The sequence below is a fragment of the Paraplanobispora siamensis genome (genome assembly GCF_016863175.1).
Lineage (GTDB): Bacteria > Actinomycetota > Actinomycetes > Streptosporangiales > Streptosporangiaceae > Planobispora > Planobispora siamensis.
The window spans coordinates 24668-50923 of sequence record NZ_BOOJ01000076.1 but is presented as its reverse complement, the minus strand read 5'-3'; the positions used below and the strand labels follow the sequence as shown (position 1 = coordinate 50923).

Sequence of the window (26256 nt, the reverse complement as noted above, 5' to 3'; positions counted from 1 at the left end):
GCCGGTCCGGATTCTTGGGCCTCCTGTCCCTCCTGCCTGCCCCGGCACCCTCCCACCCGCGACGCGATCACCCCCTTAATCCCGAAACCCTTGCGAGCGGAGTCGAAAGCGTGTTCCACTGATCCGCATGGGATGGGACTCCCCCGCGTTGCTGGCCGCGGCGCCCGACACCCGGCCCCGCATCGAGCGCACCGCGGTGACCCGGGTCCACGGCGCGCTGACCTGCTACGAAGTCAAGGCGCGCACCGCCCTTGAGGCGGTCGCCGACGGCTGGGCGGTCAGCCCCTACCGCGGATGCGCCCACGCCTGCCGCTACTGCTCGGCCCGGCGCGGCCACCGCTACCTGGGCCTGAACACCGGCACCGACTTCGACTCACGGATCGTCGTGCGCACCGACATCGTCCGGCGGCTGCGCACCGAACTGACCCGCAAATGGGACGGCGGCCACATCTCGGTGGGCCTCTCAGGCGACTGCTACCAGCACGCCGAAGAGATCTACAAGCTCATGCCCTCCCTCACCGGCGCGCTGGCCGAGGCCGGGGCCGAGTTCACCGTGCACACCAAGAGCCCGCTCATCCTGCGCGACGCCGACCTGCTGGCCGGCCTGCCCGGAGCGGGCGTGATGGTCTCGGTGGCCTTCGTCGACGACCAGATCCGGCGCGCCGTCGAGCCGGGCGCGCCCAGCGCGCAAAAGCGCCTGGAGTTGGTGGCGGAGCTGAGCGAGCGCGGCGTGCCGTGCGGGGTGGCGATGGCCCCGATCCTGCCGCTGCTGACCGATTCACCCGACCAGCTGACCGCCACCGTGCGCCGCATCGCCGCCGCCGGAGCCCTGAGCCTGTCCCCCCGGGTGCTGCGCCTGCCGCCCGGCGCCCGCGAGTGGTACCTGTCCTGGCTCACCGAACGCCACCCCGGCCTCGTGGCGCGCTACCAGGAGCTGTACGGCAAGGGCCCCGACGCCGACCCCGGCTACGTCACCCGCCTCACCGCCCAGGTGCAGGCCCTGGCCGCCCGCTACGGGCTGCAGACCGGCCGCCCGCCGGCCCAGCCCGCCGAGGCCGCCGCCCGCCAGCTGTTCCTCATCTGAGACCCGGCCCTCCCTTCCTGTTGCCGGTTGTCCTGTTACCTCGCATGGTGTGTACTCGTCGGATCGCCTTTACACTGTAGATTTAAAACGGCCGCCCGCCCGGCGCGAAAAAACGGTTCGACAGGGGCCTGGCCGCCTGCCTAGCGTGCGGGGCATGCAGATGATCGAACGGTTCCTCACCGACGGCTTCGTCAAGATTGAGAACGCCTTCCCCGCGGAGCTGGCCGAGCAGGGCCGTCAGATCCTGTGGCGGCAGATCGGGCTGAGCCCCGACGACCCGGCGGGCTGGACCAAGCCGGTCGTGTGGGCCATGGACCTCAGCGGCAGCCCGGTCTTCGATCAGGCGATCAACTCCCCCGCCCTGCACGAGGCCTTCGACACCCTGGTCGGGCCCGGCCGCTGGGTACCGCGCCACGAGGTCGGCATGTTCCCCATCCGCTTCCCCGTCAACCCGCCCGACGACGACCGCGGCTGGCACATCGACGGCAGCTTCGACCGCGGCGACGGCAGCTACGGCATCAACCTGCGCTCTCAGGGCCGGGCACTGCTGCTGCTGTTGCTGTTCTCCGACGTCGGGCCGGACGACGCCCCCACCCGCATCCGCGTCGGCTCCCACCTGGACGTGCCCGGGGTGCTGCAGCCGTACGGCGAGCAGGGCGCGGAGTTCTTCGAGCTGAGCCCGCTGGTGGAGGCCGCCAGCGCGCACCGCCCCGAGGTGCGCGCCACCGGCCGGGCCGGGGACGTGTTCGTGTGCCACCCGTTCCTGGTGCACGCCGCCCAGGAGCACACCGGCACCCGGCCCCGGTTCATGTCCCAGCCGCCCCTGCTGCCGGCCGGGGCGCTGGAGCTCCAGCGCCCCGACGGCGCCTACTCCCCCGTCGAACGGGCCATCCGGCTCGGCCTGGGCACGGCCTGACCCCGTACAGCACCCGGACCGTTCACCACCCGGGGCCGTTCGGCGCCAGGCCCGCAGCACCGGACCCGCTCAGCGGGCCAGCAGCTCGCGCAGTGCCGCGGCGGTGTCGGCCGGGGCCTCCTCGGCCATGAAGTGGCCGCAGGTGACACCGGTGTGCCGCAGGTCGGGCGCCCAGGCGCGCCACAGCTCCGCGGCGTCGAAACCCAGCACCGCACCCCAGTCCTGCTGCAGGACGGTCACCGGCATCCCCAGCCGGTGACCGGCCTCGCGGTCGGCCCGGTCGTGCTCGACGTCGATGCCCGCCGACGCGCGACAGTCGGCCACGATCGAGGACACCGCCTCCCGGCAGGCCCGCAGATACTCGGCGCGCACGTCGGCCGGGATCGCCTGCGGATCCCGGGTCCAGATGTCCAGGAAGTGGCCGAAGAAGACGTCCGCGCCCAGGCCGATCAGCTGCTCGGGCAGGCCGGGCGGCTGGGCCATCAGATACAGGTGGAAGCCGACCGCGGCCGACAGGCCGTGCATCACCTCCCACATGTCCAGCGTGGGCAGCACGTCCAGGCAGGCCAGGTGGGTGATCGCACCGGGGTGGTCGAGACCGGCGCGGAAGGCGACCAGGGCGCCGCGGTCGTGCCCGGCCAGCGCGAAGCGCTCGTGCCCCAGCGCGCGGGCCAGCGCCACGACGTCGGCGGCCATGGTGCGCTTGGCGTAGGCGGCCGGATCGGCGCCGGAGGGTTTGTCGCTGGCGCCGTAGCCGCGCAGGTCCGGGCAGATCACCGTGTGGTCGGCCGCCAGGTCGGCGGCGACGTGCCGCCACATCAGGTGCGTCTGCGGGAAACCGTGCAGCAGCACGATCGCCGGGCCCGAACCCCCGACGGCCACGTTCAGGGACACGCCGTCGGCGACGGGTACGCGCCGGTAGTCGAAACCGGTGATGACAGGCGCCATGATTCTCGCTCTTCTTCTCGTGAATGATCGCAGGCGATCGTGGATCGGTGGTCGTCGGTGGACGAGCGGGCGGTGCAAGCCTGCCCGGCGCCGATGAGCATCCGATCAGCACGCCGAATCTGCCGTGGTCGAAGATGGTGGCTGCAGGGGTTGTCCGTGACCGCCGCCTTTACGATGTAGATTCACAGGAGGGGTCGAGGGTGCAGGTCCTGTTCGGGGTGCTGGGGCCGGTGACGGCCTGGGACGCCGACGGTGAACCGGTCGCGTTGAAGGGGCCGCGCCACCGCGCGGTGCTGGCCCGGCTGATCGTGGCCCGCGGCCGCGTCGTACCGGTCACCCGCCTGGTCGACGACCTGTGGACCGACCCGCCCCCCGGGGCGCTCGGCGCGGTGCGCACCTTCGTGGCCGCGCTGCGCCGCGCCCTGGAACCACGGCGCCCGCCCCGCACCCCGGCCCGGCTGCTCATCACCGAGGGTCCCGGATACGCACTGCGCGCCGAGCCCGCCGCGGTGGACGCCTGGCGCTTCGAACGGGCGGTGACCACCTGCCCGCAGCCACCCGCCCAGGCGCTGGCGCGGCTGGAGGAGGCGCTGGGATGGTGGCGCGGGCCCGCCTACGCCGAGTTCACCGAGGAGGACTGGGCCCGCGCCGAACGCTCACGCCTGGCCGAGCTGCGGCTGCACGCCGTCGAACTGCGCGCTCAGGCGCACCTGGCGCTGGGCCGTGCCGCCGAGGCGGTCGCCGACCTGGACGCGCACGTGACCGGGCACCCCTGGCGCGAGGAGGCCTGGCGCCTGCTGGCGCTGGCGCTGTACCGCACCGGCCGCCAGGCAGACGCGCTGGCGGTGCTGCGCCGGGCACGCACGCTCCTGGTCGAGCACCTGGGAGTGGACCCGGGACCGGAACTGCGCCGCCTGGAGAGCGACATCCTCCAGCACGCTGAGCACCTGCGCCCCACTGAGCGTCCTCACCCGGCCGGGCACCTCCATCCCGCTGACCGCCCTCACCCGGGTGAACATCCCCATCCGGCCGGGCATCCCGGTTCCGCCGAACGCTCCGGCGGCCGGGCCGGTGAGACGGCGGCTGAGACGGCGGCGGAGCGGGTGTGGGCGCAGGCGGCCGCCGCCTACGACCGCACCGTGGCCTCCGGCGCCCGGGCCCGGCTGGAGTCGACGGTGGGCCTGCTGCGCAACCTGGCGGTGACCGGGGGCGGCGGCCTCGAGGCCGCCCGGCTGCACCGCGTGGCCGCCATCGCCGCGGCCGAGGAGCTGGGCGACGCGGAGCTGACCGCCCGGGTGATCGGCGCCTACGACGTCCCGGCGATCTGGACCCGCTCCGATGACCCGAAGCAGGCGGCGCACGTCGTGGCGGCGGCCGAGCGGGCCCTGGCGGCCCTGCCGCCCGGCGGGAACCTGGCGGCGCGGGCCCGGCTGCTGGCCACGATCGCCCTGGAGTCGCGCGGCACCGGCCATGCGCGCGCCCGCCGGGCCGCCCGGCAGGCAGAGGAGATCGCCCGCGGCCTGGACGACCCCACCCTGCTGGCCTTCGCCCTCAACGGCGCCTACATGCAGGCCTTCGGCCGTACGGGCCTGGCCCCGCACCGCGACGAGATCGGCGCCGAGCTCGTCGAGCTGTCGGCCCGCCACGGCCTGGTCACCTTCGAGGTCCTGGGGCACCTGATCCGGATGCAGGCACGCAGCGCACTTGCCGACTTCGCCGGAGCCGACCGGCACGCCGCCGCCGCCGACCGTCTCGCCGAGCGTCACGAGCTGCCGCTGGCGGGGGTGTTCACCCTCTGGTACCGGGCGCTGCGGCTGGATGCGACCGGCGACGCCCCGCTCATCGAGGTCGAGGCCGCCTACCGGCGGGCCGCGGCCCTGCTGGAGGGCGCCGGCATGCCCGGCCTGGAGCAGGGCCTGCTGCCGCTGACGCTGCTGTGCCTGCGGCAGCGGCGCATCCCGCCCGCGTCACCGCCCTCCATCGGCAAGCCCGCCGATGAGACCACCGACGGGCTCACCGACGGGCTCACCGATGGGCCCGCTGATGAGCTTCGCGGCGAGAACGACGAGATCGGCGAGAGCGGTGACCGGTCATCCGGCGGCTGGGGACCCTACGAGCCCTGGGCCCGTCCCCTGGTGCTGCTGACCGGCGGCCGCCGCGACAGGGCCGCCGCGGCGCTGCGCCGTACTCCCGAACCGCCCGCCGGGCTGCTGATGGAGGCCCTGTGGTGCCTGACCGCGCGGGCGGCCCTCGCCCTCGGGGACCGGCCGGCGATGCGGCGTGCCCGTACCGCGCTCGCCCCCGCCGCCGCGGAACTGGCCGGGGCGGGCAGCGGGCTGCTCACCGTGGGCCCGGTCTGCGACCATCTGGACGCCCTGGACGCCGCCCTCGGCCGATCCCGGTGAAGCGGCGTACGGCCGGCGCTCCCCGCGCCGGCCGTACTCATCACATGGGCCGCGTCACGACCACGGCGCCGTCGGATACCACGGGATGATCTCCCGCCGGGCGAGCATCCGGACGTCCCAGTACAGGAAGGTGAACACCCCGGCCACGATCAGGGACACGGCGGTCAGCGCGGCGATGCGGGAGGGCTTGGCCGTCAGCCACCGCTGCAGCCGGCTGCCTGCGGCGTAGGACAGGATGACGAACAGCACCGCCATGATGACGATGTTGCCCAGCGACTGCAGCACGAAGGCCGCCGCGCCGTACAGCGGGTTGCCGCTCTCGGCGGCGTCCCGGAACATCTGGCGGAACAGCGGGAACGGCCGCCCGATGAGGAAGGCGCCGATCAGCGCGCCCATGAACACCATCGGGGCGTTGGGGAAGCGGCGCGACAGGCGGGCGAACGGGTCGGGCACGAGGCCGAGCGCGGCCAGCCCCATGTAGATCATGATCAGGCCGATCACCCCGTAGACCACCATCGACTGGATGCTGCGCGGCGACAGGGACCCGGGCACGTTCTGCGCGGTGGAGAACTGCGGCATGGCGGTGCCGACGAATCCGACGACCGCACCGTAGATCGCCGAGACCGCCGTCATGCCGACCGCCAGCCAGCCCAGCGGCTTCAGCGTGTGCGCCAGGCGGCCCCACCGGCCGCCGACGCCGCCCAGCATCGGCGCCACCGCGCCGAACGCGGCGACGTTGCAGGCCGTGAACGACCCGGCCAGCCCGCTGACGAACGCGAAAACGATGCCCGCGGCGATGCCGGCGATCGGCGTCTGCTTGGCGTCGTGCCCCAGCAGCGTGTTGGCGACGTTGTCGCCGATGGTCTGGTCGACGAACTCCGCCGACCAGACCACGGTCAGCAGGAAGCCCACCAGGCTGCCGACCAGGATGATCAGCCCGCGCCTGCGTGGGAAGCTGCCGTTGACGAAGACGGAGGTGGCCGCCGCGGCGGGCGGCGCCGCCGGTCGGCCGAGCGTCTCCGGTGGGGCCGCGACGATGTGGTCTTGCGCCATGGGCGTCTCCTCGTGAGAGCACAACGGTTGTCAGAGCACGGCAGGACAGCACGACAGGACGGCACGACAGGACCTCGCGCGATGCGGCGCCGGCACCCGGATCGCAGCGACCCGTCCCGCCTGCGGGGGCTCGCCGGCCCGCGGTCGCCGCGCCTCCCACAGGATCCGGTGGTACGGCGGGCGGTTCTTCTCCCGGATTGCGCGATCTCCGCGCGAGTGCGGTACCGGACGGGCACGAATCCGGGTCCGCGGCCGGGCCGGAAAGGTCCGGGAAAAGTGCCGGAAAAATCGTGGAGCCCGCTGTAACAAACCCCGCCCGCAGCCCCTCTTATCTGACGAACGCACCCGAACAGAACAGAACGGAAACGACAATGAGCGAGTTCGCCTTCACCACCACCGACTACGTCGACTACGACGGTGACGGCGGCACCGACGCCCAGCTGATCGACACCGACGGCGACTACGTGGCCGACGAGGAGCGCTACGACACCGACGGCGACGGCGTCACCGACGTGGTCTACCTCGACCACAACGGCGACGGCCTGGCCGACGAGATCCGCGTCGACCTCAACGGCGACGGCGTCTCCGACTACACCGAGTACCAGGGCCCCTTCCCCACCGCCTGACCCCGCCTCCGGGTGCCGCCCGGCGGCGGGGAGGCCGCCGGGCCGGGCGTCCGCGATCCGGCCAGTCGCGGCCCGGACGGTGGCGGCTCGGGCCGCGCACCGTGGATAATCGTGCCACCTCCGACGATCAAGGGGCGGCGATGCGGCGTGCACGGCGACGGCGGTGGGGGGCTCTCGTTCTCGCGGTGACGCTGTGGGCCGGCCCGGGATCCTCGGTGCACGCCACGGCGGCGAAGGACTTCGTCCGTTACGCCGATGACAGCTGTCCGGGCAAGAACGGCGAGTACTACGTCTGCGCGCCGTGGCGGCTGTCGCTGAGAGGCGGCAAAGTCATCCGCCTGAAGGAGGCCCGGGTGTTCATCGGGCCGGGGAAGAAGATCCGGGCGCCCTTCGCCCTGTCGCCGCACGGCAGCAAGGCCGCCTACTTCCGTCTGAAGGACGGCGCCCTGGTCGTGCGCGACATCACCACCGGCAGGGTCCGCGTCGTACCGGGCATCAGATGGCCCGTCGATCTCCCCTTGCAGATCAGCCTGTCACCGGGCGGCCGCTTCGTCGTCCTGCGGGGCGACTATCTCCAGCCGCGCCGGGTGCTGGACACCGTCACCGGCCGGACGCACCCGCTGCCCGCCGGGCGGACCCCGTGGAGCTTCAGCCCGGACAACGCCCATCTGCTCGCCTCCGACGGCGACGGCAGGAGCGTGGTGTATTCGACCGCCGACTGGAGCGTGGTGCGCAGGGCCCGCACGCCCGCGGGATCGCTCCACACGGACGGTACGACGATCGCCTACATCGACCGCCGGGGCGGTCACCGCATCCGGTTCCTGAACCTGGTCACCGGCCGCCCGGCCGGGGCTCCGCTGAAGATCCCCGCCGACGAGAGCGGGCACTGGCTGCTGTGGGACCGGGCCGGCAACCTCGACCTGCTGACCATGGTGAAATCCCGCTCCGCCGGGGACCACACCACCTTCCGCTGGCGCAGGGCCAGCGACGGTATGCGCGTGCTCGACACCTTCACCAACCGCTCAAGCGACGAGATCGACGTCATCACCGGGCTGCCCGACCTCTGATCACAGCGGTCGGGCCCTTCTCCGGCCACTGATGGTGATCATTCCTGCGCCTGATCACCTCCGGAACCCGGGCCGGACGCGATGGTCCACGGGACCTCCCCCTCATCGGTCCGTCCCGGGTCGAGCGCCAGACGCGCGCAGCGGCAGCCTTGGTCGCGCAGCGGGTTGGTGACGGAGGTGATGCCGAGGCGCCGGCCGGCCGGTGAGGCGTCCCAGCCGAGGTAGGCGGCCCCGGGGTGGCTTTCCCGCAGGGCCTGGTGGGCTCCCAGGGCGAGTTCGTCGCTCATGGCGATGATGAGCGCGTCGGGGGTGAGCCGGGGGGCGAGTTCCCGTGCCGCCGCGGCGCCGTCCGCCCGGGTGTTGCGGGCCACGACGGCGACCGGGGTGTTCTCCCAGCTGAGCCCGGCCTGTTCGACGGCGGCGCGGTAGCCGCGCAGGCGGGCCTCGGTGACGGGGAACGGCGCGCGGGGCGGCAGATTCGCGCCGGTCGTCACCCGGTGCTCGCGGTCGCGGTCCAGGGGGAAGGAGATCACCGCGGGCGTGCGGCCTTCACGCAGCCCGCGGGCGGCGATCGCGCGGGCGGCCCCGTAGTCGTCCTGGGTGACGCACGCGATGCCCTCGCGGGGCGGGCCGCCCTGGATGACGGCGGGGCGGGGGTCGGCGGCCACCGCCGACAGCACCGGGTCGTCGTCGGCGGTGGTCCACAGTACGAAGCCGTCGACCGCCGCCGACAGCACGCGATCGACGTCGGCCCCGTCGCCCCGCGTGGGGATGAAGGTCAGGCACAGGCCCTCCTCGACGCAGACCTCCGCGACCCCGGCCAGGAACTGCGCCGCCTGGGGATCGTCGAAGGCGTAGGCCAGGTGCTCGCTGAAGACCACCCCGAGCTGTTGCGTCCTGCCGGATCTCAGCGCGCGGCCCACGGCGTCGGGACGGTAGCCCAGTTCGCCGGCGGCGCGGTACACGCGGTCGCGGGTGGCGGGCGCGACCCGGCCGGGCCGGTTGAAGGCGTAGGAGGCGGTCATGAGCGACACCTCCGCCCGCGCTGCCACGTCCTTCAGCGTCACACGTCTGCGATTGGTCGGCACGGGACCATCCTAGTTGTGTAACGTTACACATATGTCGACCGTCATCACTCCCCCCGCCGGCATGTTCCGCGCGGCGCCGTTCATCGGCTTCGCAGGCTTCGGTGCCTTCTGGGGCATCTGGGGTGCCAGTCTGCCGTTGCTGCGTGCCCGGGCCGGGGTGAGCGACGCGGAGTTCGGCGTCGCACTGCTCTTCGTCGGCGTCGGAGCCCTGCCCGCCATGCTGCTGACCGGGCGGCTCGTCGACGCGCTCGGGCTGCGCGTCGCCGGAGTGCTGCTCGCGCTGCTGGGCGTCGCGGGCGTCGCGCTCTCGGTCGTGTCGGTGGACTACGCCGCGTTGTGCGCCGGCATCCTGGTGACGGGAGCCGCTTCGGGAGCGGCCGATGTGGCGATCATCACGCTGGCGGCGACCGCCGAGAAACAGACCCGGCGTCCCGTCCTGGCCCGCTCGCAGGCGACGTTCTCCGCCACGGTCGCGGTCTCGAGCCTGGGCGCCGGTGCGCTCACCGCGACGGCGGGCAGCCTGCTGGTGAACTTCGCCGCGGGCGCCGTCATCTCCGCAGCCCTCGGCCTGGTCGTCGTCACCGCGACGCGCTCGGTCCCCGCGCCCGACGACGTCGCACCCGACAGCCCGAAGGCGCCGGGGCGCGCCGGTCGCGTGTCGTGGTGGATCCCCCTGCTCGTGGTCGGCGCGATCGGCATGCTTGCCGCCGCGTCGGAGAACGCCTACCAGTCCTGGAGCGCGGTCCTGCTGACCGAGGAGTTCACCGCCTCACCGGCCCTGGCCGCCCTCGCACCGGCGGCCTTCGCCACGACGGCCGCCCTGACCCGCCTGGCCACCGGCGCGGCCGCGCTGCGCCGCCCGCTCGTCACGCTGGCCGCGGGAAGCGCGCTCGCCACGGCCGCAGGCGTCCTGACGGCGCTCGCGCCCACGCCCCCGCTCGCCCTGGCGGGCGTCATCGCCGCCGCCGCGGGCACCTCGGTCCTCCTGCCCACCCTGCTGTCCCACGGGCTGCGGCCGATTCCGGACGAGTCGCGGGGCCGGGCCACCTCCGTCATCTCCACGGTCGCCTATCTCGGCTTCCTGGCCGGCCCGGCCTACTTCGGTCTGCTCGCCGACGTCTCCGGAGTGCAGGAGGCGTTCCTGGGCATCGCCGCCCTGACCGTCGTACTGCTGACCGCCATCCCGGCCCTGCCCGCGCTCAACCGGCGCGGCCCCGCAGGCGCGAGCAGGACTCCTTCGATCACGGACGATCAGCAATCTGACTCTTTCTGATCGATTTATAACGAATGTGATCGGGACGTGACAGTTCATTTGCGATCTCGTTACAGAATCTGATCAATCTTTGATCACTCCGGTTCTCGGCCGGCCTGCCGGAGGACGGTTCACCGACCCGCCGTCGCCGCCCCGTACGCGTGCTTCCACCCCCCGATGGAGACATCCATGCAGACACGCAACCCGATACGAGCAGGAGTGATCGCCCTCGTATCCCTCCTCGTCTCAGCGTTGTTCGTCGCCCAGCCCGCACACGCGGTCCCGGCGAAGACACCGCCCCTGTCGACGCCCTGGACCGGTCAGGCCCTGAGCGGAACGCCCCTTGCGGAGTATCCCCGGCCGCAGATGACCCGCCCCGACTGGATGAACCTCAACGGCGAATGGCAGCTTCGGCAGTCGGCGACCGACGACGCGCCGCAGTTCGGCGTCACCCTGCCCGAGCGCGTCAACGTCCCCTTCCCCGTCGAGTCGGCGCTGTCGGGCGTCATGCGACCCATCGCCGACAACCGCTACTACCTGTACTACCGCCGGACGTTCACGGTGCCCGCCGGGTGGGCCGGGCGCCGTACGCAGCTGCACTTCGGCGCCGTCGACTGGGAGGCGACGGTGTGGGTCAACGGCCGGTTGATGGGCACGCACCGCGGCGGCTACGACCGCTTCGAGTTCGACATCACCGACGCCCTCAACGGCGGCGCCAACGAGCTGGTCGTCAAGGTCTACGACCCCACCGACTCCGGCCACGCCGGCAGCCATCCGCTCATCGGCAAGCAGACCCGCAATCCGTCGGCCATCTTCTACACCCCCGTGTCCGGCATCTGGCAGACGGTGTGGCTGGAGCCGACCCCCGCCTCATCGATCTACAGCGTGGACACGTATCCCGACCTGGGCGACAACACCCTGCGGGTGCGCGTCTTCACCCGCGGCAACGTCAGCGGCCACTCCGTCCTGGCGGAGGCCGTGAACGGCACGACGGTCGTCGGCAGCGCCACCGGCGGATTCACCGACTTCAGCGTGCCCGTCCCGAACGCCCGGCGCTGGACCCCGGACGACCCGTTCCTGTACAACCTGCGGATCTCGCTGCGCAACGGCTCCGGTCAGACGGTCGACCGGACCACACACTACTTCGGCATGCGCGAGGTCGGCACGCGCATGGTCAACGGGGTGCTGCGCCCGACGCTCAACGGCGAGTTCGTCTACCACCTGGGCACGCTCGACCAGGGTTACTGGCCCGACGGCCTCTACACGGCGCCGACCGACGCGGCGCTCGCCTTCGACCTGCAAAAGCACAAGGAACTCGGCTTCAACATGGTGCGCAAGCACATCAAGGTCGAACCCCAGCGGTGGTACTACCACGCCGACCGGCTCGGCCTGCTCGTGTGGCAGGACGTCCCGTCGATGCAGGCCTTCAGCCGCGACGTCACCTCGGCCCACACCCAGCAGTTCGAGACCGAGGCGAGGGAGATCGTCGACGAGCACCGCAGCTCGCCCGCGGTGGTGGCGTACGTGCCGTTCAACGAGGGCTGGGGCGAGTGGAACCTCGCCGACACCCGCCGCATCATCCAGAACGTCAAGAACCAGGACCCGACCCGGCTGGTCAACGGGCACAGCGGGTTCAACTGCTGCGCGTCGCTGGGCGACCCCGGCAACGGCGACATGATCGACTGGCACGTGTACACGGGTCCGGACGCGCCCGCTCCCTCCTCCACGCGTATCTCGATCCTGGGTGAGTTCGGCGGCCTCGGCCTGCGCACGCCGGGTCACGAGTACAGCCCGCACGGCGGCTTCTTCGCCTACGAGCAGCAGACGAGCGCCGCGCAGCTCAACGACCGCTACACCGGCATGGTCCGCGACCTGCAGGAACTGGTCGTGAAGAAGGGCCTGAGCGGGTCGGTCTACACCGAGATCACCGACCTCGAGGGCGAGTACAACGGCCTGATGACCTACGACCGGCGGGTGCAGAAGGTCGACACGAACCAGGTGCGCGCCGCGCATCGGAACCTCCTGGCCGTCGCCCGCAACCAGAACGCGACACCGCGGCTGCCGGTCGGCCACGTGCGCTCGCTCCGCGTGACGACCCCCGGCTTCACCGACCGGTACCTGCGGCACGCCGGCTCCCTGGCGCGCACGGACGTGATCACCACGGCGAGCCCGGACCTCGCCCGCCAGGACGCCTCGTTCCGTACGGTGCCCGGCCTGGCGGACGCGAGGTGCTATTCGTTCGAGTCGGTCAACTTCCCGGGCCGTTATCTGCGGCACGCGAACTCGGTGGTGCGCACCGACGCCTCCACCGGGGGCTCGTTCGCGGCGGACGCCACCTGGTGCGCGCGCCCGGGCCGCTCCGGCACGGGCGTGTCGCTTGAGTCGCTGAACTTCCCCGGCGCCTTCCTGCGGCACCACGCCGAGAACGTCTACCTGGCCCGGCCGAGCGGCCCCAACCCCTTCGACGGCGGCGCCTCCTTCGACGCCGACGCCACCTGGGAGGCCGGCGGCCCGGCGTTGTGGCGCAGCGGGGTCGTCCTCCCCGTGGACGTGCGCCGGTCGCTGCAGGTGCAGACCTGGGGCTTCACCAGCCGGTACCTGCGCCACGCCGACAGCCTGGCCTCCACCGAGGTCGTCGACGCCGGCAGCGGCGCACTGCTGAAGAACGACGCCACCTGGACCATCCGCCGCGGCCTGGCCGACTCCGGCTGCTACTCCTTCGAGTCGGTCAACTATCCGGGACGGTACCTGCGCCACGCCGACTCACGCGTGCGCATGGACCCCTACGACGCCGGCACGCTGTTCGCCCAGGACGCGACGTGGTGCGCGCGGCCCGGACTGCAGGGGACCGGGGTGACGTTCGAGTCGATCAACTATCCGGGTTCGTACATGCGGCACTACGACGCCGCGGTGTGGTCGGCGAACGGCACCGGCGCCACCTGGAACCGCCCCCAGACGCTGACGGCCGACAGCACCTGGAACCTCGCTCCACCGTGGGCGCCGTGAGCCCGTGACGCCGTGAGGTCGTGAGGAGGCGGGCGGCGCCGTCACCCCGCAGGGTGGTGACGGCGCCGCCCGCCGTCCGGTCCGGGGCGGCTCCGCGAGCGGAAGGTACGGCGGTAGGTGTCCGGGGGCACGCCGACCGTGCGGTTGAAGTGCCGGCGCAGCGTCGTGGCGGTGCCCATGCCGGTGGCCTCCGCGATGGCCTCGACGCTGTCGTCGGTGGTCTCCAGCAGCTCCTGGGCACGGCGGATCCGCTGGGTCAGCAGCCACTGCAGCGGGGTGGTGCCGGTCACCGACCTGAAGTGGCGGCCCAGGTTGCGCGAGCTCATCCGCGCCCGGCGGGCCAGGTCCTCCACGCTCAGCGGACGGTCCAGCCGTTCCATCGCCCAGGGGAACAGCTCGGCGAGCGGGTGGTTGTCCGGGGCGGGCACCGGGGTGGTGACGAACTGGGACTGGCCGCCGTCCCGGTGCGGCGGTACGACCAGGCGGCGGGCGACCGCGTTGGCCACCGAGGAGCCGCGGTCGAGGCGGACCAGGTGCAGGCACAGGTCCATGGCGGCGGCTTTGCCCGCGGAGGTGAGCACGCGGCCGTTGTCGACGTACAGGACGTCCGGGTCCACCTCCACCCGGGGATAGCGGGCGGCCATGTCCCGGGTGTGCGCCCAGTGCGTGGTGGCGCGCCCACCGTCCAGCAGACCGGCGGCGGCCAGCACGAACGCGCCCGTGCACAGGGAGGCCACCCGCGCACCGGCCTCATGGGCCGCGCGCACCGCCTCGACCAGGTCCGCGGGCGGATCCACCTCGACGTCGGCCCAGCCCGGGACGATCACCGTGTGGGCGCGCGCGAGGTGGTCCAGGCCGTGGTCGGGCTCCAGCGTGAAGCGACCCGCCCGCACGGCGCCCGGCCCGCAGACCAGGAGGTCGTACCAGGGATCGGCCACGCCGGCCGGGTGGACCCCGAAGACCTCGTAGGCCAGGGACAGCTCGAAGTGGAGCATCCCGTCGGTGACGGCCAGCGCGACAGCGTGCATGTCCGGAATTTTATGGGTAACGCCGTTCCGGACACTCCGCGCTGCGCCCGCGCGTACCGCACCGGAGGAGATCGGTCAGAAATCGATAAGCGCGGGGCGCCTGGCCGCATCTAGCGTGAGAGTTATGGCTTCCATCGAATTCGTCACTCTTGAGGTCGCCGACCTCGCGGCGGCCGACGGCTTCTACGCCGCCGTCTTCGATTCGGCCAAGTGGTTACGCCTGCAGGCCTCGGCGGCGCCGACGACCGGCTTCCGCGGGTTCACGCTGTCGCTCATCGTCTCCCAGCCCGCCACCGTCAACGGTCTCATCGGTGCCGCGCTCGACGCCGGCGCCACGGCGCTGAAGCCGGCCGCGAAGTCGCTGTGGGGCTACGGCGGTGTCGTACAGGCCCCGGACGGGACGATCTGGACGGTCGCCTCCTCGGCGAAGAAGGACACCGGCCCGGCCACCCGGGAGATCGACGAGGTCGTGCTCCAACTGGGGGCCGAAGACGTGGCCGCGAGCAGACAGTTCTACGTCGAGCGCGGCCTCGCCGTGGCGAAGAGCTACGGCCGCAGGTACGTCGAGTTCGCCACCGCGTCGAGCCCCGTCAAACTGTCGCTCTACAAGCGCCGCTCCCTGGCCAAGGTCGCCGGCATCGCCCCGGACGGCACCGGATCGCACCGGCTCGTCATCGGCGGCGACGGCGGGGCCTTCACCGACCCGGACGGCTTCGTCTGGGAGTCGGCCACGCGACACCCCCGCTGAATGAGTGAATCCTGAAGCGGGGAGCGGTACGGCGGCGCATGCCGGGCGGGTGCCGCCCACCCGGGCTGCGCCGCCCGGCAGACGGGCCCGACCGCTGCGCCGGAGCAGAAGGCGGCCCGGGCAGGCCGACGCCCGGCCCGCCGTCGAACGGCCGCTCCAGCCACCCGGCGAAGCACTGCTAGACCACGTCGAACTCGTTCCCCTCGGGATCCGCCATCGCCACCGCGTAGTGATCGACCCCGGGCTGCGACAACACCCGCACGACCGACGCCCCCGCCCGGACAAGCCGCTCGACCTCGGCGTCCACCCGCGCTTTGCGGGTCTCCAGCGGCACTTCCTCCCGCCTGCCGCCCACCTTCACATCCAGGTGGAACCGGTTCTTGACCACCTTGCCCTCGGGCACCTGCTGAAACCAGATCCTCGGCCCGTGCCCCTCGGGATCGATGATGCTGTCGCTGCAGTCCCCCTCGCCCAGCTCGTCCTCCGGCACTCCGAGACTGCGCCAGTAATCCCGTCAGGTGTCGAATCCACCCGGCGGCGGCTCCACCGTGTAGCGCAGCGCGCCCGCCCAGAACCGGGCCATCCGCTCGGGTGCCGCACAGTCGATGACCGACTGATAAGAGACCATGGCGGTCATCCTGCCGGGCCCGGCCGACAAATAACGGGCCGGCTCGGCTGCCGGGCGGCGCAGCCCGGGTGGGCGGCACCCGCCCGGCATGCGCCGCCGTACCGCTCCCCGCTTCAGGACCCGCTCGTTCAGCGCGTGGCGTCCAGGACCGGTTTCACATCGACGATCGGCGTGCCGTCGACGGCCTCGAGATCGGCCACCCGCACCCGGAGCTTGTCGACCGCGAGCACCCGCACGCGGTGCAGTCCGACGGGGTTGGGCCGGTCGGAGGATCGGGTGCTGAACACCCCGGTCAGCGGGTTCCGCAGATCGTCACGCGGATGTACGGCCAGCACGGACCGGTCGGCCAGGTGCAGCCACGTGAGGACGAACACCTCATCGCCGGGCGTGAGATCACGGATGCCGTCGGCCATCGCGGGATCGAACACCAGCCAGGCCTCGGGGCTCCCCTCCACGCCCTGCTTCGGAGCGCTCGCGGGGTCCGTCAGGGGTGACTCGACGACCCCGATCGGATGGATCTCGTATGTCATGACTCCTCCACGCCGATCGTACGGAACCGCCGATCGTACGGAACCGCCTATGGTCCGGTCACGCGCTCGGCGCCGGTGCGGCCGGTGAGCCGTTCGTAGCGCTGGCGGGCGGCCTGCGGGCTGCCCAGGCCGAGACCGAAGGCGATCTCCTGCCAGGTCATGCCGCGCCCCCGGGCCATTTCCAGCAGGCCGGCCTCCAGTCCGTCGAATTCGGCGCGGACGCGTGGGAACAGGGTGAGCGCGGCCACCAGGTCGGCCCGGTCCACCTGCGGTTCGCCCTCCTGGACGGTGGCCGCGCCCGAGAGCAGGAAGGAGACGAGCCGCACCGCCTCGTGCGGGCCGAGGACGTCCGGATGCGCCTGGCGGTGGCGCTGCTGCGCGGTGGCCGCGTGCCGATCGGCGATCCGGAACAGGGCCTCGACCTCACGCCGAACCCGGCTCTGACCGGGGTCGGGCACGGTGAAGGGATCGTCGGAAGACTGCGGAGTGGAAGCCATGACCCCACAGTGACGCTTCAACCGTTACGTTGTCAACATAATATTTTGAACATCTTGTTTAAAACGGCTTGAACGGCTTGCGGGCGTCGAGTCCCCTCCACCTCGCGCGCAGGGCGTGGGCGGCCGCCTCGGGGCCCCGGTCGCGGGTGAAGACGCGGTGCTTGGCCTCCGGGTAGGCCAGCTGGCACTCCTCCGTCCAGGGGATGTCCCACACCGAGTGCCGCCCGGGCATCGAGTCGGCGCCGTACTCGCTCATGATGATCGGCTTGCCGTGCTTGCCGGCCCAGCGGCGCAGGACACCGGGCGGGTGGGGCCGAGTTCGCGGGTGAGCTCGACGAGAGGCTCGAAGTACTCGCGCGCCGTCCTCGTTGGAGGCGGGCTCGTTGGCGATGCACCACATGAGGACGCTGGGGTGGTTCTTGTCGCCGGCGTCCCGCTCGGCTGACCATGGCCTCTGCGCCTGCCGGAAATGCATTCATACAGTTCAAACGGCATTTCGGTTGGCGGCACCGCAGGAAACCGTGAATATATCGATCTTACGTGACATTCCAGATTATGCTCCAGCTCATCGATGCCGATCTACGGCCCCCCGGGAAGGTGGCATGAGCGACGACGCGCAAGAACTGAGGTGGACGCACCAGGATCCGGACTACCTGCCTCCGGAGATCGACACCAGCAAACCCAGCATCGCCCGGGTGTACGACGCCTTCCTGGGCGGCAAGGACAACTTCGCGGTGGACCGGGCCGTCGCGATCGAGGGCATGAAACATTTCCCCGACGGCGGCGAGGGCGCACGGCAGAATCGCGCGATGCTGTTCCGCGGTGTGAAGTTCCTGGCCGAGCAGGGAATCGACCAGTTCCTCGACATCGGCTCGGGTCTTCCCACGATGGACAACACGCATTCGGTCGCTCAACGGATCAATCCGGATGCGAAGGTCGTCTACGTCGACAACGATCCCATCGTGCTGGCCCATGCCCGGGCGATCCTGAAGACCAACGAGAACACCCGGGTCATCACCGCCGACATGCGCAACCCCGAGTCGATCTTCGGCCACCCGGACGTCAAGGGTTTCCTGGACTTCTCCCGGCCCGTCGGCCTGCTGATGGTGGCCGTGGTCCACCACCTGGGCGACGAGGAGGACCCGGAGGGGCTGGTGAACACCTACAAGGCCAGGCTGGCCCCGGGCAGCTATCTCCAGCTGACCCACTTCTGCTCCTGTGCCCCGGAGGTACGGGACCTGGAGGGAGTCCTGCTGGCGATGCTGGGCACCGGCCGCGCCCGGGACCTTCCCGAGATCGTGGGGTTCTTCGACGGCCTGGAACTGGTCGAGCCGGGAGTGGTGCACCTGCCCGAGTGGAAGCCCGACCAGGAGGTCACCTATCCGCTGACCCTGGGCGGCATCTGCATCGCGGGCGGGATGGGGCGCAAGTCCTGAGTGAGCGTTTCGTCCTGCTTGATCCCGGATTCAAGTGCCGTGCTCTGTGGGAGTGGATTCGCCGGTGAGGCGGCGGCTCATGAGGTCGATCATGGTGATGTGGATCGCGGCTTCGGAGTGGTCGGAGGCGTGCTTCGTGGTCGCGGACCAGGCGGTGGTGGCGGTTTTGATGCTTTGGCTGTCGATGATGCAGGCGCTGGGGGGTCGCGTCCGCGCCGATGGCGCAGGAGGCGGTGGAGCGGACCGGCGAGCTGGATGAAGACGCCGTCGTGTTGCCGGGGGGCGGCCGATGCCCAGGCCGTGGCGGCGGCGCTCGGCGCGCCAGGCGGCCAGGGTGGGTTCGATGAGGGCCCAGCCGGCGCCGGACAGGTCGCTGGGGTGGGTGGGGCGGGCCGGTCGTGGAGGTGGCGTATCGCGATATCGCGATACGGCGGGGGTGCCTAGCGGCGTCGGAGTCAGGCCGGCAGAAGGCAGCGGCTGCGCACCAGCAAAGGGGGGCATAGCGGGGCGTTTGCGAATGAGACAAGACGTATGCCGCGATCCGGCGCCTCAGCTGCCTCGTTCCTCACTCAGGGGCGAGAGATCTCTGCCGTACTGTCTTCGGTGGTCGCCGCCTACCAGGGGAATCACCGCAGACTATGACCTATCGGGATGAAACGCCCTGCGAGGTTGGCAAGGGCCAAATCTTGACCCGCATGTCGGGCCTACGGTGGACATTACTTCGGGTGGAGTTCTGCCTGCCGTCTTCGCGACTATGAGCAATCCCTTGCCGTCGGCATGAGTCGGAAGGCGGCGTTCGGGCCGCCGGGATGGTGGCCGATCCCGAGTTGCTGGAGGAGCCGGCCAGGGCCATCGAGGAGGGAAAAGGGCTCCGCGAAAAGGGCAAACCGCTCAGAGCGGCGGGCAGGATGATGACGCGGCCGGAGCAGGGCGTCGCCGGGTGCGGCGCTACCTGGCCGGACTCCATCTGCGTGGTGCTGTTTTGTGGGCGCGCAGCCTGCGGCCCGTCTGAAGGTCTGAATCCGAACAGGCTGTAGCGGCCCTCCCACCCCAGGAAGGGCCGCTACAGCAGGTCAGCCGACCTCGACCCCGCCGACCGACTTCCTGCCGCGCCGCAGCACCATGAAGCGCCCATGCAGCAGGTCGCCGGCGGCCGGCACGAACGACTCGTCGGAGATCTTGACGTTGTTGAGGTACGCGCCGCCTTCTTTCACCGCTCTGCGGGCGGCGGACTTCGACTCCACCAGGCCGCTGTCGGCCAGCAGGTCCACGAACGACGCGCCGAGCGCGGGAACGACCGCCTTGGGTACCTCGGCGAGCGCCGCCTCCAGCGTGGCAGCCGGCAGTTCCTGCAGGGCGCCCTGGCCGAACAGCGCCTGGGAGGCCGCCACCACCGCGTCGAGCTCCTGCCTGCCGTGCAGCAGTTCGGTGATGTCTTCGGCCAGAGCGCGCTGGGCCTCGCGGGCGAACGGGCGCTCGGCGACGGCCCTTTCCAGTTCCTCGATCTCCTCGCGGCCGCGGAAGGTGAACACCTTCAGGTAGTGGATCACGTCGCGGTCGTCGGCGTTGAGGAAGTACTGGTAGAACGCGTACGGCGAGGTCATCGCGGGGTCGAGCCAGAGTGCGCCGCCCGCCGTCTTGCCGAACTTGGTGCCGTCGGCCTTGGTGATCAACGGCAGGGTGAGCGCGTGGACGTTGCTGCCCTCGGTCCGGCGGACCAGGTCGGCGCCCGCGGTGATGTTGCCCCACTGGTCGCTGCCGCCGATCTGCAACGCGCAGCCGTAGCGGCGGTGCAGTTCCAGGTAGTCGTGGGCCTGCAGGATCTGGTAGCTGAACTCGGTGTAGCTCAGCCCTTCCCCGGCCAGGCGCGTGGAGACGGACTCCCGGGCCAGCATGCGGTTGACCGGGAAATGCTTGCCGATGTCGCGCAGGAAGTCGATGGCCCTCAGCTCGCCGGTCCAGTCGAGGTTGCTGACCAGGCGTGCCGGGTTCGGCCGGGCGTCGAAGTCGAGGAAGCGGCCGACCTGCCCCCGCAGGCGCTCCACCCACTGCGCGACGACGTCGGCGGCATTGAGGGAGCGCTCGGTGCTGCGCCCGCTCGGGTCGCCGATCAGGCCGGTGGCGCCGCCGACCAGGCCGATCGGGAGGTGCCCCGCGAGCTGGAAGCGGCGCAGCGTCAGCAGCGGCACGAAGTGACCGATGTGCAGGGACGGCCCGGTCGGGTCGAAGCCGGAGTACACCGTGATCGGTCCCTCGGCCATGGTCGCGCGCAGGGCGCCGAGGTCGGTGGACTGTGCGATCAGGCCCCGCCAGGCGAGGTCGTCGAGGATATCGGTCACGGTGATCAGGCTTTCCCGGGTCGGATGAGCGTGCTCAGCCGGCTCCGCCGGTTCAGAAGGTGCGTCGCGTGGACACGTGCGTGGCGGGGTCGGGCCGGGCTCGGTGGTCGGACGTCGACTCGAAGTATAGTTTGGGTTCAAACGATTTTTGGTTTCCATGGCGGGAAGAGGACCACGTGTCCGGGCAGAGGTCCATCATCGAGGCGGAGAAGCTGGTCGAGGCGAAGCTCGGCGGCGTGCCGATCCATCACGAGCGCATGGCGGTGGTGGCCAACATCTACCGTGCGGCTACGGCGGTCCGTCAGCATCTGGAGAATGCGGTCCTGCGCGGCGGCGGCCTCACCTGGACCGGGTTCGTAGTGCTCTGGGTGATGTGGATCTGGGGGGAATCGGAGAGCCGTCACGTGGCGGAGGAGGCCGGTATCTCCAAGGGCACGCTGACCGGTGTCATCCGCACGCTGGAATCGCGCGGGCTGGTCAAGCGCACCCGGCATCCCGCTGATGGCAGGCTGCTGCTGCTCAGCCTCACCGGCGAGGGCGAACAATTCATGCGGCAGGTGTTTCCGGACTTCAACGCCGAGGAGACGTTCGTCACCTCGCGGCTCGACGACGACGCCTGCCGGGCCTTGGCCGGCGGGTTGCGTCAGGTCGTCTTGCAGGTCGAGGAGCACGGCGAGGCGCGCCGACTGGCATTACTCGACGGGGCCGGGCCCGTTCCGCGCCGCAGCGGCCGCCGGCGGCGGCCGACTGGAGAAGCAGGCTGATCGCGACAGCGGGTCAGCGACCGGGCGGCGGTGCCCTCGCCGGGGGCAGGACCGAGGCGAGGAGCACGATCCGGCGGTGGGGTGACCGCGCTTGCCTGCGCGGACGCGACATCCGGGCGGTGATTCCGGAGACGCTGGATCAGGCCGCCGAGATGGCCTCCGATGCCGAGCATGACGAGCCGGGAGCCGGCCCACGAATGACCGCCGTTCTCGGCGGTGGGCTGAGATGGTCTTCGCGTAGTGGGTCTGATCCGGCTGTTGGAAGCGAGTCAGATCCACCGCTTGTACCTTGAGAACCCCCGCACCGCCCTGCGCTTACGGTGAACCTATGAACGCCGCCGAGGTTCGAAGTGTTCTCACCCAGTGCCTGCCCGGCTATCAGGCCGATACGGTGACGCTGCTGGAGGAGGGGGAGGACAACCGCGCGTTCGATGTGGACGGCGCGCTGGTCGTGCGTTTCGCCCTTGAGCCGGATCCGGCCGCGATTGACCGCGAGGCACGCCTGCTGAACGCGGTCGCCGCAGTCGTGCCCGTGCCGGTCCCTGTGCCGGCGTTCGTGCTCGCCGAGCGCGGTTGTCTGGCCTATCCGAAACTACCGGGCATCCCGCTGCTGGACCTGCCACAGCGTCTGGAGCACGCCGAATCGCTCGCCGCGCAACTCTCGGGGCTGCTGGCCGTGCTGCACGCGATCCCGCCGGAGTCGATGGCCGGCCTGGCCGCCGTGGACGACCAGCCGATGACGGAGTGGCTCGCCGAGGCGGCCGCGTTCTATCCGGCCGTCGCCGGTCGCCTGCCGGCGCGGTTCCGGCCGCGGGTGGAGGCGTTCCTGGCCGCCGATCCGCCCTCCCGCGGCCACGTCCGGGTGTTCACGCACAACGACCTCGGCGCCGAGCACGTCCTCGTCGACGCTGCCACCTGGGCTGTCACCGGCATCCTCGACTGGACCGACGCGGCACTCACCGACCCCGCCTACGACCACGGACTCCTCCACCGCGACCTAGGGCCGGCCGTCCTTGCCGAGCTGCCTTCGGACGTCCGCGAGCGCGCCGTCTTCTACGCCAGGTGCAGTGTTCTGGAAGAGCTGGCCTATGCGCTCGAGTCCGGCAAGCGGAAGTATGCCGCCAACGCACTGTCTGCGCTGCCGTGGTTGTTCGGCCAGGTGGAAAGCCGGTGACCGGCCGCCAGTCACCGATTCCCGCCGGCGCGGTGCGCTCGGCGCCGTTGACCTTCGCCGCCGGGGCAGCGGTGGGCGTGCTCGGCGGGATGATCGGCCTGGGCGGCGCGGAATTCCGGTTGCCGCTGCTGATCGGAGTGTTCGCCTTCGCCGCGCTGGCGGCCGTCATCGTCAACAAGGCGATGAGCCTGATCGTGGTGCTGGTCGCGCTGCCCGCCCGTCTGGGTGCCGTCTCGCTGGCGGAGCTGGGCGCGCATCGGGGGGTGGCGGTCAACCTGCTGGCCGGCAGTCTGCTCGGCGCCTGGGCCGGGGCGTCCTGGGCGGTGCGGATGCGCAGCGCGACCCTGTACAAGGTGCTGGCGGCGCTGATGGTGCTCATGGCCACCGCGCTGGTGCTCACCCACATCACCGCCCTGGGCGAGCTGGCCCTGCCCGGCCCGGTGCAGGCGGTCGCGGGCGTGGTGGCCGGGTTCGGCATCGGCGCGGTGGCCGCCGTCATGGGCGTGGCCGGCGGCGAGCTGCTGATCCCCACCATCGTGCTGCTGTACGGCCTCGACATCAAAACCGCCGGCAGCCTGTCGCTGCTGGTGTCCCTGCCCACCATGCTGGTGGCTTTTGCCCGCTACAGCCGAGATGGCAGCTTCGCCGTCCTGGGTGCCAACGTGCGCTTTATCGCCATCATGACTGCGGGCTCGGTCACCGGTGCGCTGGCCGGCGGCCTGCTGCTCGGCGTGATCGCCGAGCTGATCCTCATCCCCGTCCTCGCCGTCATCCTGCTGATCTCGGCGGTCAAGCTGGCCCGCCACGCTCCTCCAGGCACCTGAGTACCCGCCCGCCGAATGCCGGCGGAGCGGCCTCACCGACGACAACCGGGCGCCGGGCGTCCAACAACGGCCTTGCGGCCCCGTCCCTCCCGGATGAGCCGGCCGTCGGCGGCCAGCCGCTTGATGCACAGCCGTACCTGCTGGTCGCTCATGTCCAGGGCGCCGGCGTCGATCGTCCCGTCCTGGCGGATCATGCCCTCCACCAGGGTGCGGGTGGGGACCTCCACGGGACCGCCATCGCGATCCTCCACGGAGTCGGTGCGTTGCTGCGGCTTCGTGGCGCGCCGGAGGATCGCCCCCACCTCAGATCTATCTAATATGATACGGTCGTCGTCGAAACGATAGTTTTTTCTATGTGAGCCATGGAGAGCCCAGTGACGCCTGAACCGTCTCCGCCTTCCCGACGCGCAGCCGGACGCCGCCGATGGCTGCGCCGGTTGCTGCCGGCGCTGGTGACCGTCGTGACGCTGCTGCTGGCCGGCGGGGGCTGGGTGGTCTACCAGAACACCTATGCCATCCGGGAGGAGCCGGTGACCATCACCGGCGGCGCGCAGCCGTTGAAGGGGGTGCTCGCCCGGCCGACCGGCGGCCGGGGGCCGTACGGGCTGGTGGTCTTCGTCCACGGGGACGGCCCGGTCGATGCCACCCATGACAGCTTCTACCGCCCGGCCTGGGAGGCGCTGGCCCGGGCGGGCTATGCCTCGCTGTCGTGGAACAAGCCGGGGCTGGCCGGCGCCCCCGGCAACTGGCTGCACCAGAGCATGCAGGACCGGGCGGCGGAGACCATGGCCGCCATCGCCTGGGCCAAGACCCGGCCGGACATCGACCCGGAGCGGATCGGGCTGTGGGGCGCCAGCCAGGCCGGCTGGGTGCTGCCCACGGTCGCCGCACGCATGCCCGAGCTGAAGTTCGTCATCGCCGTCTCCCCGGCGATCAACTGGCTGCGTCAGGGCCGCTACAACCTGCTGGCCGAGCTGCGGCAGCAGGGCGCCACGCAACAGCAGATCCAGGCCGCGCTGGCACGCAGCGACACGACACTGCGCCACCTGCGCCAGGGCTCCACCTTCGAGCAGTACCGGGCCGCGGTCGGCGACGTGGAGGGCATGACGGCAGACCGCTGGCGGTTCGTCCAGGCCAACTACACCGCCGACGCCTCGAAGGATCTGGCCCGGATGCGCACCCCGGTTCTGCTGATGCTGGGCGGGCACGACATCAACGTCGACGTCGCCGAGACCGAGGCCGCCTACCGCAGGCTGCTGGCCCGACCCGGCCAGCTGCAGGTGCGGCACTATCCGGACGCCACCCACTCCCTGGTGCCCAAGGACGTGGAGGACTCGCAGCTCAAGACGCTTTTCCTGGCCGTCACGGCCCCCCGGTCCCTGTTCGCCGAGGACTATCTGGAGGATCTGCGCCGCTACGCGGCGAACCCGGAGACCGGACGGTGATCGGCCGGACAGCGCCGGCCTGCCCCAGCTCACCCACATCGCCATGATCGACCCCCATTAGCCGCCGCCTCACACCGGCCGTCCCGGGCCGGCGCCCACCGGCCCGGGAGACCTCCGATCACGTGCGTGCCGTGATCGCCCAGCGGTGGCCGTCGGGGTCGGTGAAGTGCCCGGTGTAGTCGCCCTGATCGGTTCGCGCCGCCGCGACGGTGACCCGTCCGCCGGCGGAGTCGGCGGTCTTGAGAAGGGTGTCGACATCGTCGCGGGAGGCGGCGATGTGGGTCAGCACGACGGCGGGGAAGCCGTGGCCGTCCTCCTCGACGCCGGCGTCCTTGGCCAGGGCCTTGCGTGGCAGCAGGCCCAGACGGTGGACGCCGCCGGCGACGGTGAAGTCGACGAACTTGTCTCCGTAGTCGTGGTCGGCGCTCATGCCCAGCGCCTCGTAGAAGACCTTGGACGCCTTCGGTCGCGCGACGCCGAGGTAGATCGCGCTCTCGACCGGCTTCACCGGTGTGCGCAGGGGCCCGGTGTCCTTCCCGCCGGCTGCGGCCAGCTTCCACACAGCCCCGTCCGGTGCCCGGTAGACGGCGGTGAACTCGCCGAAGAGCCGTTTCCTCGCCGGCCTGACGACCGTCGCGCCGTTGGCGGTGGCGGCGTCGAGGAGGGCCTCGACCTCGCCGGGCTGGTTGACGACGCAGGACAGGACGCAGCCGCGGAAGCCGGAAGCGGCCGGGTCCGTTCCGGTCTCGGCGGCGAGTGCGTCGATCCGGCGCAGGAGGAGGCGTCCGGTGCCGTGCAGGTCAATCCCGGCGGACTGCTCGTCACCGGTGATCGGGGGTGAGAACGCGGCGGTGTAGAAAGCGTGTGCGGCCTCCACCTGCGGCACGCCGAGGGCGATGGTGTCGAGTGAAAGCGCCATATGGGTGGTTCCTCGTGAGATCAAGCCTGAATACTCTTCCCGGGGTCTTCGCGGGCCCGTTCAGGCGAGCTGGTTGATGCGGATGAGGTTGCCGGCCGGGTCGCGGAAGGCGCAGTCGCGCACTCCGTAGTCCTGGTCGATGGGTTCCTGGACCACGTCGGCGCCGGCGGCCTCCAGGCGCTTGAAGAGGCCGTCGAGATCGTCGGTGGCCAGGGTGATCCCGGCGTAGGTGCCCTTGGCGATCAGCTCCAGGATGGTACGGCGCTCCTCCTCGGTGATGCCGGGGTCGACGGCCGGCGGGTGCAGCACGATGGAGGTCCCGGGCTGCCCGACCGGCCCGACGGTGATCCAGCGCATGTCCTCGTAGCCGACGTCTTTGCGGATCTCGAATCCGAGGATGTCGCGGTAGAAGGCCAGAGCGGCCTCGGGGTCGGTGTGCGGGAGGAAGGCGTAGTGAATGGTGATGTCCATGCCGCTCA

The 26256-nt window shown here is 71.4% G+C and carries 26 protein-coding genes; 13 read left to right on the top strand and 13 right to left on the bottom strand.

Annotated features, from left to right (window positions below; genetic code table 11):
• The first annotated feature begins 127 nt into the window (after nt 1–127).
• A complete protein-coding gene (locus Psi01_RS38315) occupies nt 128–1084 on the top strand; it encodes a radical SAM protein (protein WP_204069087.1) in 957 nt (318 codons plus the stop codon).
• A 154-nt stretch (nt 1085–1238) separates the two neighbouring features.
• On the top strand, nt 1239–2000 hold the full coding sequence (locus tag Psi01_RS38310) for a phytanoyl-CoA dioxygenase family protein (protein WP_204069086.1): 762 nt from the start codon (nt 1239–1241) through the stop codon (nt 1998–2000).
• A 69-nt stretch (nt 2001–2069) separates the two neighbouring features.
• On the opposite strand, the gene Psi01_RS38305 is transcribed toward Psi01_RS38310, so the two are convergent.
• Entirely contained in the window at nt 2070–2948 is an 879-nt protein-coding gene (locus tag Psi01_RS38305) for an alpha/beta fold hydrolase (RefSeq protein ID WP_204069085.1), read from the bottom strand.
• 200 nt (nt 2949–3148) lie between these two features.
• Here Psi01_RS38305 and Psi01_RS38300 point away from each other — a divergent pair, with 200 nt between their 5' ends.
• Entirely contained in the window at nt 3149–5353 is a 2205-nt protein-coding gene (locus tag Psi01_RS38300; RefSeq protein WP_239128344.1) for an AfsR/SARP family transcriptional regulator, read from the top strand.
• 54 nt (nt 5354–5407) lie between these two features.
• On the opposite strand, the gene Psi01_RS38295 is transcribed toward Psi01_RS38300, so the two are convergent.
• A complete protein-coding gene (locus tag Psi01_RS38295) occupies nt 5408–6406 on the bottom strand; it encodes a hypothetical protein (protein WP_204069083.1) in 999 nt (332 codons plus the stop codon).
• A gap of 371 nt (nt 6407–6777) precedes the next feature.
• On the opposite strand from Psi01_RS38295, the gene Psi01_RS38290 reads away from it, so the two are divergent.
• Complete coding sequence (locus Psi01_RS38290; RefSeq protein ID WP_204069082.1) at nt 6778–7032, top strand: hypothetical protein; 255 nt, start codon at nt 6778–6780, stop codon at nt 7030–7032.
• 185 nt (nt 7033–7217) lie between these two features.
• Complete coding sequence (locus Psi01_RS38285; RefSeq protein WP_204069081.1) at nt 7218–8099, top strand: WD40 repeat domain-containing protein; 882 nt, start codon at nt 7218–7220, stop codon at nt 8097–8099.
• A 38-nt stretch (nt 8100–8137) separates the two neighbouring features.
• Here Psi01_RS38285 and Psi01_RS38280 read toward each other — a convergent pair whose 3' ends face one another.
• Entirely contained in the window at nt 8138–9151 is a 1014-nt protein-coding gene (locus tag Psi01_RS38280) for a LacI family DNA-binding transcriptional regulator (RefSeq protein ID WP_204069080.1), read from the bottom strand.
• A gap of 67 nt (nt 9152–9218) precedes the next feature.
• Between Psi01_RS38280 and Psi01_RS38275 the strand changes: the two genes are divergently transcribed.
• The gene (locus Psi01_RS38275) at nt 9219–10460 is read left to right on the top strand and encodes an MFS transporter (RefSeq protein WP_204069079.1); all 1242 of its coding nucleotides are present in this window, start codon (nt 9219–9221) and stop codon (nt 10458–10460) included.
• A gap of 168 nt (nt 10461–10628) precedes the next feature.
• Nucleotides 10629–13445 carry an AbfB domain-containing protein gene (locus Psi01_RS38270; RefSeq protein WP_204069078.1) on the top strand — a complete coding sequence of 939 codons (2817 nt, stop codon included), beginning with the start codon at nt 10629–10631 and terminating at the stop codon, nt 13443–13445.
• Nucleotides 13446–13486: 41 nt separating this feature from the next.
• Here the strand turns inward: Psi01_RS38270 and Psi01_RS38265 are convergent, their stop codons facing one another.
• Nucleotides 13487–14473, bottom strand: a complete 987-nt coding sequence (locus tag Psi01_RS38265; protein WP_204069077.1) for a helix-turn-helix domain-containing protein — start codon at nt 14471–14473, stop codon at nt 13487–13489.
• Between the two features lie 124 nt (nt 14474–14597).
• Between Psi01_RS38265 and Psi01_RS38260 the strand changes: the two genes are divergently transcribed.
• A complete protein-coding gene (locus Psi01_RS38260) occupies nt 14598–15221 on the top strand; it encodes a VOC family protein (RefSeq protein ID WP_204069076.1) in 624 nt (207 codons plus the stop codon).
• A gap of 178 nt (nt 15222–15399) precedes the next feature.
• On the opposite strand, the gene Psi01_RS38255 is transcribed toward Psi01_RS38260, so the two are convergent.
• The 5 genes from Psi01_RS38255 to Psi01_RS38240 all read right to left on the bottom strand — a co-directional run bounded on the left by Psi01_RS38255 (nt 15400) and on the right by Psi01_RS38240 (nt 17351).
• Nucleotides 15400–15711, bottom strand: coding sequence for a VOC family protein (locus Psi01_RS38255; protein WP_239128343.1), 312 nt, complete (start codon nt 15709–15711; stop codon nt 15400–15402).
• 24 nt (nt 15712–15735) lie between these two features.
• Complete coding sequence (locus tag Psi01_RS44450) at nt 15736–15849, bottom strand: VOC family protein (protein ID WP_307819305.1); 114 nt, start codon at nt 15847–15849, stop codon at nt 15736–15738.
• Nucleotides 15850–15977: 128 nt separating this feature from the next.
• Nucleotides 15978–16379 carry a tRNA (N6-threonylcarbamoyladenosine(37)-N6)-methyltransferase TrmO gene (gene tsaA / locus Psi01_RS38250; protein WP_204069075.1) on the bottom strand — a complete coding sequence of 134 codons (402 nt, stop codon included), beginning with the start codon at nt 16377–16379 and terminating at the stop codon, nt 15978–15980.
• Nucleotides 16380–16426: 47 nt separating this feature from the next.
• Complete coding sequence (locus Psi01_RS38245) at nt 16427–16876, bottom strand: DNA-binding protein (protein WP_204069074.1); 450 nt, start codon at nt 16874–16876, stop codon at nt 16427–16429.
• A gap of 58 nt (nt 16877–16934) precedes the next feature.
• Nucleotides 16935–17351 (bottom strand): glycoside hydrolase family 2 TIM barrel-domain containing protein, encoded by a 417-nt coding sequence (locus Psi01_RS38240; protein WP_204069073.1) that lies wholly within the window; start codon nt 17349–17351, stop codon nt 16935–16937.
• Nucleotides 17352–17478: 127 nt separating this feature from the next.
• Between Psi01_RS38240 and Psi01_RS38235 the strand changes: the two genes are divergently transcribed.
• Nucleotides 17479–18312: an SAM-dependent methyltransferase gene (locus Psi01_RS38235; protein ID WP_204069072.1), complete on the top strand. Its 834-nt coding sequence runs from the start codon at nt 17479–17481 to the stop codon at nt 18310–18312.
• 1073 nt (nt 18313–19385) lie between these two features.
• Here the strand turns inward: Psi01_RS38235 and tyrS are convergent.
• Nucleotides 19386–20651: a tyrosine--tRNA ligase gene (gene tyrS, locus Psi01_RS38230; protein ID WP_204069071.1), complete on the bottom strand. Its 1266-nt coding sequence runs from the start codon at nt 20649–20651 to the stop codon at nt 19386–19388.
• Nucleotides 20652–20827: 176 nt separating this feature from the next.
• Between tyrS and Psi01_RS38225 the strand changes: the two genes are divergently transcribed.
• From Psi01_RS38225 to Psi01_RS38215, 3 genes are all read left to right on the top strand, one after another.
• Entirely contained in the window at nt 20828–21415 is a 588-nt protein-coding gene (locus Psi01_RS38225; protein WP_204069070.1) for a MarR family winged helix-turn-helix transcriptional regulator, read from the top strand.
• 328 nt (nt 21416–21743) lie between these two features.
• Nucleotides 21744–22589, top strand: a complete 846-nt coding sequence (locus Psi01_RS38220; RefSeq protein ID WP_204069069.1) for a phosphotransferase family protein — start codon at nt 21744–21746, stop codon at nt 22587–22589.
• Nucleotides 22586–23413 (top strand): sulfite exporter TauE/SafE family protein, encoded by an 828-nt coding sequence (locus tag Psi01_RS38215; RefSeq protein ID WP_239128342.1) that lies wholly within the window; start codon nt 22586–22588, stop codon nt 23411–23413. The genes Psi01_RS38220 and Psi01_RS38215 overlap by 4 nt, the downstream gene beginning before the upstream one ends.
• A gap of 32 nt (nt 23414–23445) precedes the next feature.
• On the opposite strand, the gene Psi01_RS38210 is transcribed toward Psi01_RS38215, so the two are convergent.
• Nucleotides 23446–23640 carry a hypothetical protein gene (locus Psi01_RS38210; protein ID WP_204069068.1) on the bottom strand — a complete coding sequence of 65 codons (195 nt, stop codon included), beginning with the start codon at nt 23638–23640 and terminating at the stop codon, nt 23446–23448.
• A gap of 147 nt (nt 23641–23787) precedes the next feature.
• Here Psi01_RS38210 and Psi01_RS38205 point away from each other — a divergent pair, with 147 nt between their 5' ends.
• On the top strand, nt 23788–24858 hold the full coding sequence (locus Psi01_RS38205) for an alpha/beta hydrolase family protein (protein WP_239128341.1): 1071 nt from the start codon (nt 23788–23790) through the stop codon (nt 24856–24858).
• Between the two features lie 118 nt (nt 24859–24976).
• Here the strand turns inward: Psi01_RS38205 and Psi01_RS38200 are convergent, their stop codons facing one another.
• Together Psi01_RS38200 and Psi01_RS38195 are read right to left on the bottom strand one after the other, a co-directional pair.
• Nucleotides 24977–25777 carry a VOC family protein gene (locus tag Psi01_RS38200; RefSeq protein ID WP_204069066.1) on the bottom strand — a complete coding sequence of 267 codons (801 nt, stop codon included), beginning with the start codon at nt 25775–25777 and terminating at the stop codon, nt 24977–24979.
• Between the two features lie 60 nt (nt 25778–25837).
• The gene (locus Psi01_RS38195) at nt 25838–26248 is read right to left on the bottom strand and encodes a VOC family protein (RefSeq protein WP_204069065.1); all 411 of its coding nucleotides are present in this window, start codon (nt 26246–26248) and stop codon (nt 25838–25840) included.
• Between the last annotated feature and the right edge of the window lie 8 nt (nt 26249–26256).